General features: G+C 45.5%; 9 protein-coding genes. 3 read left to right on the top strand and 6 right to left on the bottom strand.

Going from position 1 to position 13236, the window contains the following annotated elements:
• Positions 1 to 44: 44 nt before the first annotated feature.
• On the top strand, positions 45 to 2207 hold the full coding sequence (locus AC5ZC7_RS21165; RefSeq protein ID WP_496156900.1) for a S46 family peptidase: 2163 nt from the start codon (positions 45 to 47) through the stop codon (positions 2205 to 2207).
• A gap of 131 nt (positions 2208 to 2338) precedes the next feature.
• Here AC5ZC7_RS21165 and AC5ZC7_RS21160 read toward each other — a convergent pair whose 3' ends face one another.
• The gene (locus AC5ZC7_RS21160) at positions 2339 to 3232 is read right to left on the bottom strand and encodes a methyltransferase domain-containing protein (protein ID WP_496156901.1); all 894 of its coding nucleotides are present in this window, start codon (positions 3230 to 3232) and stop codon (positions 2339 to 2341) included.
• 25 nt (positions 3233 to 3257) lie between these two features.
• The gene (locus AC5ZC7_RS21155) at positions 3258 to 4805 is read right to left on the bottom strand and encodes a methylmalonyl-CoA mutase family protein (RefSeq protein WP_496156902.1); all 1548 of its coding nucleotides are present in this window, start codon (positions 4803 to 4805) and stop codon (positions 3258 to 3260) included.
• Between the two features lie 96 nt (positions 4806 to 4901).
• On the opposite strand from AC5ZC7_RS21155, the gene AC5ZC7_RS21150 reads away from it, so the two are divergent.
• Entirely contained in the window at positions 4902 to 5810 is a 909-nt protein-coding gene (locus tag AC5ZC7_RS21150) for a peptidoglycan DD-metalloendopeptidase family protein (RefSeq protein ID WP_496156903.1), read from the top strand.
• Here AC5ZC7_RS21150 and AC5ZC7_RS21145 read toward each other — a convergent pair whose 3' ends face one another.
• The 4 genes from AC5ZC7_RS21145 to AC5ZC7_RS21130 all read right to left on the bottom strand — a co-directional run bounded on the left by AC5ZC7_RS21145 (position 5811) and on the right by AC5ZC7_RS21130 (position 9778).
• The gene (locus AC5ZC7_RS21145) at positions 5811 to 6329 is read right to left on the bottom strand and encodes a DUF7935 family protein (RefSeq protein ID WP_496156904.1); all 519 of its coding nucleotides are present in this window, start codon (positions 6327 to 6329) and stop codon (positions 5811 to 5813) included. It abuts the gene before it with no gap.
• A gap of 136 nt (positions 6330 to 6465) precedes the next feature.
• The gene (locus AC5ZC7_RS21140) at positions 6466 to 7605 is read right to left on the bottom strand and encodes an aminotransferase class I/II-fold pyridoxal phosphate-dependent enzyme (RefSeq protein ID WP_496156905.1); all 1140 of its coding nucleotides are present in this window, start codon (positions 7603 to 7605) and stop codon (positions 6466 to 6468) included.
• Between the two features lie 195 nt (positions 7606 to 7800).
• Positions 7801 to 8535: a DUF4397 domain-containing protein gene (locus AC5ZC7_RS21135; protein WP_496156906.1), complete on the bottom strand. Its 735-nt coding sequence runs from the start codon at positions 8533 to 8535 to the stop codon at positions 7801 to 7803.
• 46 nt (positions 8536 to 8581) lie between these two features.
• Positions 8582 to 9778, bottom strand: a complete 1197-nt coding sequence (locus tag AC5ZC7_RS21130) for a serine hydrolase (protein WP_496156907.1) — start codon at positions 9776 to 9778, stop codon at positions 8582 to 8584.
• Between the two features lie 213 nt (positions 9779 to 9991).
• On the opposite strand from AC5ZC7_RS21130, the gene secDF reads away from it, so the two are divergent.
• Complete coding sequence (gene secDF, locus AC5ZC7_RS21125) at positions 9992 to 13141, top strand: protein translocase subunit SecDF (protein WP_496156908.1); 3150 nt, start codon at positions 9992 to 9994, stop codon at positions 13139 to 13141.
• Positions 13142 to 13236: the final 95 nt, after the last annotated feature.

The following is a 13236-nucleotide window of genomic DNA, read 5'->3' as shown; positions in this document are numbered from 1 at the left end:
CCGAATTATAGTAAATTGCCTGTTTTATAAAAAGAATATCAGATATGTTGCAACGAATCGCGAAACGGGTACTACTGTTAGTATTCCTCGTACTGGCGCAGCAGGCCTATGCTACTGAAGGCATGTGGCTGCCGCAGCTGTTATCCGGTCTTAATGAGAAAGAGATGAAAGGAATGGGCATGAAAATCAGTGCCGCGGATATTTACAGTATCAATAAAGGTAGTTTGAAAGACGCTATCGTGAGCTTCGGTGGGTTCTGTACTGCAGAAGTCATTTCAGAGCAGGGTTTGCTGCTCACCAATCACCACTGCGGTTATGATGCCATCCAAAAGCATTCTTCCCTGCAGAATAACTTCCTGGAAAATGGCTTTTGGGCAAAATCAGCTGTAGAAGAATTACCCAACCCCGGCCTCTTTGCCACCTTTATTGTGCGTATCGATGATGTGACCAAAGCTGCCCTGCAGGATGTAAAACCCGGTATGAGCGAAAGAGAACGCCAATCCGCCATAGATAAGCGCTTAAACGATATCAAACTGTCTGCCCGCAAAGAAAGCTGGCAGGATGCCATGATAAAACCATTTTATGAAGGCAACCAGTACTTCCTGTTCGTAACAGAAACCTATCGTGATGTACGACTGGTAGGAGCCCCTCCATCTGCTATCGGGAAGTTTGGGTCAGATACCGACAACTGGGTGTGGCCCCGTCATACAGGCGATTTTTCGATGTTTCGTATATATGCCGGTAAAGATGGTCGCCCGGCTCCTTATTCGAAGGATAATGTGCCTTTAAAGCCTAAATATGCCCTCACCATTTCCCTGAAAGGCGTGAAACAAAATGACTTCACCATGGTGATGGGATTCCCTGGCCGCACCACTGAATATCTCCCGTCAGAAGCGGTTAAGCAAACCGTGGAGGTAGTAGATGCCGCCAAAGTGGAAATGAGAGACGCCGCCCTCAAAATCATGGACGGTTACATGCGTAAAGATCAACAAATCAAAATACAATATGCCGCCAAATATGCCGGCACTGCCAACTATTGGAAAAAATGGATGGGAGAAATGCAGGGCGTAAAACAAACCAATGGCATCGGTAAGAAACTGCACTATGAAACCGCCTACCGGCAGCTCCTGGAAACAAACCCGGTATGGAAAAAACAATATGGTGGTGTACTGGATTCACTGAACGCATACTACCAGCAAATGCAGCCATATGCGCAAACCCGTGATTACTATAGCGAATTGGTTAAAAATGTGGAACTGTTTACCGTGGGCGATCGCCTCATTACTTTCCTGAACGACGTACACGAAAGAGGGGAAGGACAGTATGAAACCATGCGGGAACAATTCCTGGCCTCCATGCAACCATTCTACCAGAACTATAACGCCAAAGTAGATCACGATATTTGTGTAAGCCAGGTGGCGCTTTATGCCAAAGGCGTACCAGCGCAATATGCAGGCAGTGAGTTTACACAGATCTGGCAGGAGAATAACAAAGACAGCCGCGCATTAGCCGATAAAATGTATGCACTCTCCGGCTTAACTTCTCCCGAAAAATTAAAAACTTTTGTGCAGCAACCTTACAATACCGTAGTGGCACAAATGTGGTCCGATCCCGCTACCCGCCTGGTAATGGCCATGCGCAAAGGATTTGTAGACAATGTAAGTAAACCGCTGGCAGATATCCAATCCAACATCAACAACCTGCAGCGTACTTACATGCAGGCACAAATGGACGTGATGGGCAGCAAGAAAACGTTCTATCCGGACGCCAACAGTACGCTTCGCGTTACTTACGGTAAGGTAGACGGCTACAATCCACGCGACGCCGTTCACTACGACTATTACACCTGGCTCGATGGTGTCATGGAAAAATATATTCCGGGCGACTACGAGTTTGATGTACCAGCCCGGTTAATTGAGCTGTATAAGAAAAAAGACTATGGCCGTTATGGCGTGAATGGAAGAATGCCGGTTTGCTTTATTGCTTCCAACCACACTACTGGTGGCAATTCCGGTAGCCCCGCCCTGGACGCATATGGCCGTTTGATCGGTTTGAATTTTGATCGTACCTGGGAAGGCACGATGAGCGATATTAATTATGACCCTTCTATTTGCCGTAATATCATGGTAGACATCCGCTACGTATTGTTTATAGTAGACAAATATGCAGGATGTACCCGCTTAGTAGAAGAGATGAAGCTTCGGTAAAGCAGAAAGCATAAAGCAGAAAGCAAAAAGCTATTATAGCGAATGATTAAAGCATAGGATGAAAATATCCGCTCCGATCATTCGCTATAATAGCTTTTTGCTTTCTGCTTTATGCTTTCCGCTTTATAAACTCAGATCCTGCATTCATATACAATTGAGCTGCATTGATCTACTACTTTTAATCCCTTTCTATAAGAACGGAAACCATGGAAAAAGCCTTGTAATAAGCGGCTGCTACCGGTTTTATATTTTTCACTGAGTAAGCTTACGTAGAAGCCATCAAACACCATCGGGTGTTTTTTTACCAGTTTTATCTGGTGTTGGGTGAGTAATTGTTCCATAGCACCCGGAGAAAAATGATACAGGTGTCTGGGTACATCATAGGCCGCCCAGTATTCTTTGTAATAGCTGGCATCGGAGGAGGTGTAGTTAGGAACGGCTATCAGCAAAGCCCCGTTAGGCTTCAGCAGGGTGCGGATATGATCCAGGTAACGATGCAGGTCATGTACATGTTCCAGTACATGCCACATGGTGATGGCATCATACTGTTGTGCCGGCAAAGTATACAGCTCCTCTATTGGTAGCGCGGTAATATCGTAAATCGTTTTGGCATTGTGGCGCGCATTTTCATCAGGCTCCAGACCGGTGACGGTCCACCCGCCCTGTTGCATATAATGGAGGAAAGCGCCGGTGCCACTGCCGATGTCCAGCAGGTTGCCTGTTTTCATACCAGCGGCATTACGCACCCAGTTTTGTTTGGAGCGCAGCGTAATTTTTCTGACGCTGTGGTATAAACGGTTAATGAGGCCTTGTTTGGTTTCGGAGTGAGAAATATATTCCTGTGATTGGTAGTAACGTCCTATAGATGCACTATCCGGTACATTTTGTGTAAACCGGCCACCACAGCCTCCGCAATGGAAGATATTGAATGTTTCTTTTGATACAGTAAAGTCTTTGGCAGTAAGCGCTTCATGAATTTGTGATGATCCACAAAGCGGGCAGTTGTTGTGATAGATTAAACTCATTTGTTTGTTGAATACGCTTATATAATTATTTATACTCTCCCCATATGTCTCTCAGTACATCTGCAATTTCTCCCAGTGTGGCCAAATGTTCTACTGCTTCTACTACCAGGGGCATCAGGTTTTCGCTGGTGCCGGCCGCTTCCCGGATCCGGACCAGTGCCTGTTGTACCGCCGCATTGTTGCGGCGTTCCCGTAAGGATTTCAGCCTTTCAGACTGTAATACACGGATACTGTCGTCAATACGGAACACTTCGGGTGCTACCTGGTCAGCTGCTGTAAATTTATTAACACCGATGATAATTTTTTCATTATTCTCAATCTCCTGCTGGTACCGGTAGGCGCTGCGGGCTATCTCGTCCTGTACGAAGCCTTGTTCAATGGCGCTCACAGCGCCGCCCATGGCGTCTATTTTGTTAATGAGTTCCCAGGCTTTGCTTTCTACTTCGTTGGTGAGTGCTTCCACATAGAAAGAACCAGCTAAGGGGTCTACGGTGTCGGCTACACCGCTTTCATATCCTACTATCTGCTGGGTGCGGAGGGCAATACGTGCCGCTTCTTCGGTGGGCAGTGATAATGCTTCATCATAGCCATTGGTATGGAGCGATTGGGTGCCTCCCATCGTAGCCGCCAGGGTTTGTATCGCTACTCTTACAATATTGTTGTGTGGTTGCTGGGCGGTTAGGGTGCTGCCACCCGTTTGGGTATGGAAACGCAGCATCTGTGCCTTGGCGTCAGTAGCCCCCAGGGATTGGGTGATATGTGCCCACATGCGTCTGGCAGCGCGGAATTTCGCCACTTCTTCAAAAAGGTGGTTATGTGCATTGAAGAAGAAAGACAACCGTTTGGCAAAAACGTTGATATCCAATCCTACTTCCTGAGCTGCTTTCAGATAGGCTTTACCGTTAGCTAGTGTAAAAGCCAGCTCCTGTACGGCATTAGCGCCTGCTTCGCGGATATGATAACCAGATATGGAGATGGTATTCCACTTGGGAACCTCTTTGCTGCAATAGGCAAAAATATCCGTGATTAACCGCATAGAGGGTTTCGGCGGATAAATGAAAGTGCCTCTGGCAGCATATTCTTTCAGTATATCATTTTGAATGGTACCGGAAATCTTTTTCAGATCGGCGCCCTGCTTTTTGGCAAGCGCAATATACAATGCCAGCAATATGAAGCCGGTGGCATTGATGGTCATGGAGGTAGATATTTGTTCCAGTGAAATGTCTTTGAACAATATCTCCATATCTTCCAATGAATCTATGGCTACGCCTACTTTCCCTACTTCTCCTTCAGACATGGGATGATCTGAATCATACCCTATTTGTGTAGGCAGATCAAAAGCAACACTCAGGCCCATTACGCCCTGACTGAGCAGGTAGTGATAACGTTTATTTGATTCTTCTGCAGTACTGAATCCGGCATACTGTCGCATGGTCCACAGCTTATCGCGGTACATGGTAGCATGAATTCCCCTGGTATATGGGAAATTACCGGGCTGCTCTTCCATAGCCACCGGTTGGCTATATACAGGCGCTATCACAATGCCCGAATCGGTTTGAATGGTTTTTTCCATAGTATCAAAAACTAGCGTTGCAATGTTACATAATTATTATGGTACTTCGCCGCTGAGAAAAATATTGATAATTTGTGTGAAAGATGGCAGGCAATTATGATCATTTATTGTTTATTAGGCATTACCCTCGTGCTGGCACTATATAGTTTATACCTGGTATGGAAAGCCGGCAGCAGACCACTGGGCGCTACTTACACTTATTTGTTGCTGGGCTTATCCCTGGCAGTGTTTCTTTATTTATACGGTACCTGGGTATATCTATCCATCTATGCAGGCTATGTATTCGGAGGCCTGTTATTGGCCGTTTGCGCCGCCTATGTATTGCGTAAGCATGATCATGCCGCCAAACCTACACCGCTATGGAAGCAACGTAGTAATAGGATGCTTTCTGCACTGTTCACTTTCCTCAGTATCCTTTATTTCACGGGTACTACCGGCAAACCGGACACTGTACGCTTATCGCTTCCGTTTAAATCCGGTAAGTATTATGTGCTGCAGGGAGGCAAAGGATTGCCTACCAATGTGTTCCACTTTAGTTTACGGGGAGCGGTATATGCTATGGATATTGTAAAACTCAATCCTCGCGGCGGGCGTGCTAACCGTATATTTTCCCGTAACCTCCACGATTACACGATTTTTGGTGATACCTTGTATGCCCCCTGTGATGGGCTGGTGGCAAGGGCTGTCAGCAATAACCCGGATAATATTCCCCCTGCGATGGACCGGGGCCCCAAAAATACTAACCAGGTATTATTGGAAACGCCCGGTTATTACGTGTTTATGGGCCATCTCAAAATGGGTAGTGTGATAGTGACAGACGGACAGCATGTAAAACAAGGAGATCCCCTGGGTTGTGTGGGTAATTCAGGCTTTAGTACAGAACCGCATCTGCATATACAGGTACATGCTAAAACAGCCGGCGTTCCCTGGTACCAGGGAAAACCACTTTACATACTGTTTAACGGAAAAGGTTATTTATTGAATGAAGTGATCCGCACGCGGTAATTATCGCATGAGGCGTTTGGCTTCTGCATTGATAATCTGGGAGGTGAGTTCGGCAGGAGATTCCCCGGCTTGTAAAAAAACTTCCAGTATTTGTTTGTTCAGTTCCAATGCCGGCGCGTCCGGTGGCAGTTGTACAGCTACCTGGTTAATAACGGAAATGGTTTGTTCCTTTAAAGTTTTTACCGCTTCCCAGGTGGCAGTAGACACATAAATCTGCTGGGTCACATTATGTTCATATTCCGCTTTGATTTGTTGTACCATGGCAATCTGCATATCCACTGCCAGCAGGCCCGGATGGTAAATCCGGCCAATCAGGCTTTGCGGTGTAATGCGATCTACATACAACGCCATCCGCTCATAAGCCTGTAATTGTAATGGAAGGATGGCGGCATTAACAGGCGTCTTTTTTTCTCCTTCCGGCGCATCCTCCGGTTTGTTTTTTTTGAAGAGATCTTTTATGGTCGGATATATAATCGCTATTGCACCAATGGCAATGGCGATATACAAAAGTTTATTCACATCCATCTTTATACGTTATGCGCACAAATATATAATAATTTTATATATAATTAAGTGTTAAGAATTAAGAATTTATGGGAGATGATATACACGAAGGATACTATCTCCCATAAATCTTCATTCATATTGCTTTTGCTTAGCTCAGTTTTGCCAGCCAGGTACGCAGCCTTTCCACGCCTTTTTCCAGGTTCTCCATGCTGGTGGCGTAAGAGAGACGAATACAGTTGGGCTGTTGGAATGCTACGCCGGTAACGGTAGACAGATGTGCTTTATGTAACAGGTACATGCACAGGTCATCTGCGTTTTTGATATGCATATCTTCATACGACTTATTGAAGAAGGCACTCACATCGGGAAACATATAGAAGGCGCCTTCCGGATCATTTACTTTCAGACCGGGAATGGTTTTCAGGGCCTCATGTATGTAAGCACGGCGTTTTTTAAAGGCAGCCACCATTTCCACGGCAGTAGTCAGATCGCCGGTGAGCGCAGTAATAGCAGCCCGCTGGGTGATAGAGCAGGTAGCAGAGGTAAACTGACTCTGAATTTTATCACAGGCTTTGGCAATATCCAGTGGAGCGGCCATATAGCCCAGGCGCCAGCCAGTCATGGCAAATCCTTTACTGAGACCATTAATAATGATGGTACGGTTAATCAGGTCCCCAAACTGGGCAATGCTTTCATGTTTACCAACGTAGTTGATATACTCATATATTTCGTCGGAGATAATAAAGATCTGCGGGTGTTTGGCAAATACAGCCGCCAGCGAAGCCAGTTCTTCTTTGGAATATACAGACCCGGTAGGGTTGCAGGGAGAAGAAAACATGAACAGCTTACTTTTCGGTGTGATAGCCGCTTCGAGCTGTGCCGCTGTGATTTTATAATTATTTTCAATGCTGCAGGGAACAAATACCACTTCCCCCTGACAAAGGCTCACTTGTTCTGAATACGTAACCCAGTAAGGGGTAGGGATGATGACTTCATCGCCCGGGTTTACAATGCTCAGTACGGCGTTGGCCAGGCATTGTTTAGCGCCGGTAGACACTACAATTTGTTCTGGCGTATAGTCAAGACCGTTATCTCTCTTCAGTTTATGCACTACTGCCTGTCTTACGTCTGCATAGCCAGCCACGGGGGTATAATGTGTAAACCCTTCATCAATCGCCTTTTTGGCGGCTTCACGGATATGCGCCGGGGTATCAAAGTCCGGCTCTCCGATGCTGAGGTCTACAATATCTATACCCTGGGCTTTCAACTCGCGGCCGAGTTTAGCCATTTTAATTGTTTGAGGCTCGGAAATCCGTGACAGCCTTTCTGCTAGTTGATTCATATCTTAACATTGTACCGGAACAAACCTACAGAAAAAAAGTAGATAATACATGGAAAGATGGGGTACGGCTGCCATACTAACGCAGAAGGGGCCGTAATCACGGCCCCTTCTATATTCTATCATTAAGAATTTATCTGCTGCTTAGTAAAGGCTGGGAACTGCGTTAACCACCAGTTTATCAACACCGGTGCTGCCTGGAGTACCCGCATAATAAATAGTATACACGTTTCCGATATTGAAAGATCTGCCTTGAATCATTGTCAGGTTGTTATTGGTAGCAAGTATTTCGTTAGTACCCGCTTTCTTTACGGTAATGGTATTGTTCACGCTGAAGTTGGTGAATTGGGTGAATTTAGAGGCAGATGACGGGTCAATATAAGACATGTATGCACGATTACTGTCTATTTTCTCACTACCTACATAAAAATCTACCGAGGAGGTACCTGGTGACAAGTTAAAGCAACGGATGTTGATTTTGCTTTGACTGGCAGTGGTGAAATCACTTGGAACGGTAAAAGATCTTACCGGGTTATTACCTACAATCAGGTAGGTATAGTAAGCGGTAGAGTCGTAGTTATAACTATTGGTGGTAATTACGCTGTCTCCGCCTTTTTTCCTCAACTGGAAAGTATGCATACCTCCTAACACTGAATAATTCGATATAAAGCCAAAGTTAATGGAAGCGGTATCTTTACTGATTCTCTGATCATTATCATAAAATGAAGCAGGCACAGTGCTATTGGATACATTCATGAACAGGATCTGGGCTTGAGGCCTGCTGGGCGTGATCTTATCATTCTTCAGACAGGAAGTGAATCCGATTGCTGCAGTCAACAGGGCAGCTGCGGCCCATACGCGATTTTTCTTGGTTAGCATTTTGCTCTCAGTTTTTTTTGTGTGTGTTATTGTCAGTTGTTTTTTCCTATTTTGGTTTGAAGCGGGACAGGTCCGGCAGTATTTTTTTATTCCGTTGTACCTCTTCTGTATAAATCACTTCCCCCAATGCCCTGAGAAAGGGTTTACCTGTTTCTTCAAAAGCTTGTTGATCATCGCCCAGTATCCCGCTTGTATTGACGAAGATGCTGGCGGATAGCAAGAATTCTGTATTGTTGGCAAAATCCACAATATAAGCGGTATCCGTCAGAAATCCGTAAGCCCATCCTGGTTTATTAAATATCCTGATATGGTCGGGTATCCGGCTATTTTTATCTCCTCCGAAAAGCAAAAATCTGGTATATGCCTGGTAATATTGGTCCGGATCATATATTGGATCGGTTGACTCCTCCGGATATTGTGACATATGTTGATACAAAAAATTATAGTCTTCCTCTGTTAAACGGAACCGTTGCCGATTTGTTACAGCTGCTGGAAAAATTATGCTCCGTAATATGTTGTGTAAGTGAGTGAGAGGGAGTTTGTTGCGATGGGAAAAGTTCATGGGCCGGGCTTCCAGCTTGTCGAGATGATTATAGAAAGCCCGTCCGGCAAAATCCTGGCGTGGGGGAAAATCCAGTTGGCTGCATTGGGCCGGTTGCTGGTATAATACAATATTACCCACCTGGAATACCACCCCGTTCGTGTGTTTATTCGCGGCTTCATAAAGAGGAAGCCCTACCCGGTGGCGGATTTGAGCCTGATCGTATCCCATTTCCCACAGCCGCCGGTTAAAAGACTCCTGGCCAATCAGTTCATACAGGCGGTTAAAAGCGTCGTTATCGCTTGTAAGGAATATTTTTTTAATATAGTGAGCTACGGAAGGGCGTCCGGAGGCGGCCGAACGGTCGCGGCGAACGCCTGTATTGATGTTTGGTAGCGGATCTGTTAACAAAGGAGTGTCCCGGTGCAGGCCCGGGATCTGCAAATCGTTTATTTTTTCCAGTGCCAGTGCCGCTGCCGGTAACTTTACCGTAGAAGCAGGGTAGAAGTAGGTATCTGGCGGAACGCCATAAAAATAATCTGTAAAATGAGGCATTTGCCGTTCATCCCGGTCAATCCGGGTAAAAATTACCTGTAACCGGTAGGTCGAAGGATCGCTGAAAACCGCACCCAATCGGCTTTTTTGACTTTTCAGCAAAGCTTCCAGAAAATTATCTGTTGCCGGATAATGTTGGGTTTGCATATATTTGTCGTTGTTATTGATTGTAAAGCAAAGGAATAATATTAAAAAGACCAGAATCCAGGATCGCAGATTTACAAAAAAGTATGCCAGCTAACCTGTAAAAGCAGGCGCAGATTGATTTTGCGCGTCTTTTAACAAGGGCTTTAATATATCGATTTAAATTCTATCTTTGCAACTCTTAAAAATTTTTTTTATAAACCCGAAACAAACAGTATGCAACTTAAAGGACTGGTAAGATTTTTTGCCATCGCACTGATCCTTATCTCTTTGTACCAATTGTCCTTCACGTTTTTGGTGCGGAACTATGAGAAGAAGATAGAGCAGCAGGCCAAGGACTATGTGGCCAAACAATACCCTACACCTGATAAGAAATATCCCGGCAATGCTGAATTGCAGGGCTTCTACTCAGATACACTGGCAGGGTTTATTAAACTGAGGAGACAAGAGATCGTGGACAGTACCAGCAGCACGAAGATTGCAGGTTTCCCATGGAACGTCACGTACACCAAAGCAAAGGAAAAAGAATTGAATCTTGGTCTGGACCTGGTAGGTGGTATGAACGTTGTACTGGAGGTAAACGTGGAGGATGTAATCCGCGCTTTATCCGGTCAATCCAAGGATGCTGCATTTAACAGAGCACTGGTAAGGGCAAATGAACTCAAAAAGACAAACCAGTCAGATTTTGTTACTTTGTTCGGTCAAGCATACGCCGAAGTAGCACCACAGGGTAAACTGGCAACGATCTTTGCGAATGCCTACCAAAAGGATATCACCTTCAATTCTACCAATCAGCAGGTGCTGGACATGATCCGCAAGGAATCACGTGTTGCCATTAAAAATACCTATATCGTACTGCAAAAACGTATTGATAAATTCGGGGTGGCACAACCAAACATCAGCCTGGACGAAAACAAAGGCCTGATCTCCGTGGAACTGGCAGGCGTTGATAACGCTGCCCGTGTACACAAATACCTGCAGGCAACCGCTAACCTGGAATTCAGGGAAGTATACAAAAACAGCCCGGAATTTTTCCAGAATGTGCTGATGCCAATGAACGAGGCCATCAGAAACTCTCTGAAAACAGCTACACCAGCTACTGCTGCTGTAGATACCACTAAAGGAGCTACCGCCGCTGCCGCCACTCCTGGCGATACCGCTAAGGATGGCAGCCTGTCACAGTACCTGTCTAAAAGCGATACCGGTAAAAATGCCAGCAAAGAACTGCAAATCAAAGAACAGCAGAAACAAAACCCGCTGTTCATGGTTTTCATCCCTAACGCTGACCCACAATCCGGTACTATCTTCCCAAGTTCTTCTATCGGAAGAATCTTCCCTAAGGATACCGCTACTTTCAACCGTTACCTGGAACTGCCTGCTGTAAAAGCGGTATTACCTAAAGATGGTGTGATTGCATTCGGTCCGGAAAATAAAGAAGACAAACACGGTCTGATTGCGGTATACCTCCTGAAAGTGAATCCTGCTAATCCTACTCCACGTGTTGGTGGCGAAAGGATCGTAGATGCACGTCAGGATATGGACCAGAACAACCAACCGGAAATCAGCATGACCATGGACAACGTAGGTGCCCATGAGTGGAAAAAGCTGACCGGTGAACTGGCGCCAACCAATCCAAAAGATCCTAATACTTTCAACTACGTTGCGATTGTTCTCGATAATATCGTTTACTCCGCACCATCTATACAGGGTGAAATTGCCGGTGGCCGCTCTTCTATCAGCGGTAGCTTTACCATTGAAGAAGCGAGTGACCTTGCCAACATCCTGAAATCCGGTAAAATGCCGGCGCCTGCACAAATCGTACAGGAACAGATCGTAGGACCTACCCTCGGCGCTGAATCTATCGCTGCTGGTGCAAAGTCTTTCATGATCTCCTTCGGTATCATCTTCGTACTCATGCTGGTGTATTACAACTCTGCCGGCTGGGTAGCTAACATTGCACTGGTACTCAACCTGCTGTTTACCTTCGGTATCCTGGCATCTATGGGCGCTACGTTAACAATGGCTGGTATTGCGGGTATGGTACTCACTATCGGTATGGCGGTGGATACCAACGTAATCATCTTCGAAAGAATCAAGGATGAGCTAACGCATGGTAAATCTTACCCTGAAGCAGTTGCAGAAGGTTACAAACGTTCCTATGCACCTGTACTCGATGGTCACGTTACCTCCCTCCTGACTGCATTCATCCTGTTTTACTTCGGTTTGGGTCCTGTACTGGGCTTCGCTACCACTCAGATCATAGGTTTGTTCCTGTCTCTGTTCTGCGGTATCCTGGTTTCCCGTATGGTAACTGACTTCTGGATGAAGAGAAAAAGACACTTCGAATACTTTACGCCTATTTCCCGTAAAGTATTTAAGCATGCTGCTTTCGACTTCGTAGGTAAACGTAAATATGCTTACATTATCTCTGCTGTTGTAATGGTGGCAGGTGTATCTTCCTTCTTCCATGGTTTCGACCACGGTATCGACTTCTCCGGTGGACGTAGCTATACCGTTCGCTTCGAGCATCCGATGAACAGGGAGAAAGTAGCAGAGGTGCTGAAGAAAGAATTTGAATCAGAAGTATTCGTTAAAACTATCGGAAGCACTAACCAGCTGAATATCACTACTGCTTACAAAATTGAGCAGCAGAGCCTGGCAGTAGATAAAGAAGTAGCAGATAAATTATACCAGGGCCTGAAGCAGTTCTATGATGCTTCTGTAACGCCTGAAGCCTTTGCTTCCCGTTATATTGTTGGATCACAGACGGTATCACCTACTATTTCCGACGACTTACGCGCTGGTGCTGTAAAAGCAACGATACTGTCTATCGTGGTGATCTTCCTCTATATCCTGTTACGATTCAGCAAATGGCAGTACTCTATCGGTACTATCTTCTCTTTGCTGCATGACGTATTGGTAACATTGGCAGTGTTCTCCTGGTGCAGATCTTTTGTACCATTCACCCTGGAAATTGACCAGCACTTTATTGCGGCGATCCTGACAGTAATCGGGTTCTCCATGAACGATACCGTAATCGTATTTGACCGTATCCGTGAATACTTCAGAACAGGTAAACATGGTCGCGACAGAGATGTGGTTATCAACAAAGCGATTAACGATACGCTGAGCCGTACCATTATGACCTCCCTCACAGTGTTCCTGACCATCCTGATCCTGTTTATCTTCGGTGGTGAAGTAACCCGTGGTTTCGCTTTCGCGATGCTGATTGGTGTGATCACTGGTACTTACTCTTCTATCTTCGTAGCCGCGCCGGTACTGGTTGACTTTGATAAAAAGAACCAACTGGCAAACGAATCAGAATCAGTGGAAGTGACTGCGCAGAAAGCAACTGCTGCTAAATAAGTAAGATAACTGAAATGATGTTTGATAATAAAAACCTCCTGGCTTGCCAGGAGGTTTTTTGTTGAGCATAAATCATAAAGCGGAAAGCAAAAAGC

This window comes from Chitinophaga sp. 9-1-y, assembly GCF_059511905.2.
This window is presented reverse-complemented; position numbering and strand designations above follow the sequence as displayed.

Coding starts and splice junctions, on each gene's coding strand:
- AC5ZC7_RS21165 (WP_496156900.1), top strand. CDS start 45: ATGTTGCAACGAATCGCGAAACGGGTACTACTGTTAGTATTCCTCGTA.
- AC5ZC7_RS21160 (WP_496156901.1), bottom strand. CDS start 3,232: ATGAGTTTAATCTATCACAACAACTGCCCGCTTTGTGGATCATCACAA.
- AC5ZC7_RS21155 (WP_496156902.1), bottom strand. CDS start 4,805: ATGGAAAAAACCATTCAAACCGATTCGGGCATTGTGATAGCGCCTGTA.
- AC5ZC7_RS21150 (WP_496156903.1), top strand. CDS start 4,902: ATGATCATTTATTGTTTATTAGGCATTACCCTCGTGCTGGCACTATAT.
- AC5ZC7_RS21140 (WP_496156905.1), bottom strand. CDS start 7,605: ATGGCTAAACTCGGCCGCGAGTTGAAAGCCCAGGGTATAGATATTGTA.
- AC5ZC7_RS21135 (WP_496156906.1), bottom strand. CDS start 8,535: ATGCTAACCAAGAAAAATCGCGTATGGGCCGCAGCTGCCCTGTTGACT.
- AC5ZC7_RS21130 (WP_496156907.1), bottom strand. CDS start 9,778: ATGCAAACCCAACATTATCCGGCAACAGATAATTTTCTGGAAGCTTTG.
- secDF (WP_496156908.1), top strand. CDS start 9,992: ATGCAACTTAAAGGACTGGTAAGATTTTTTGCCATCGCACTGATCCTT.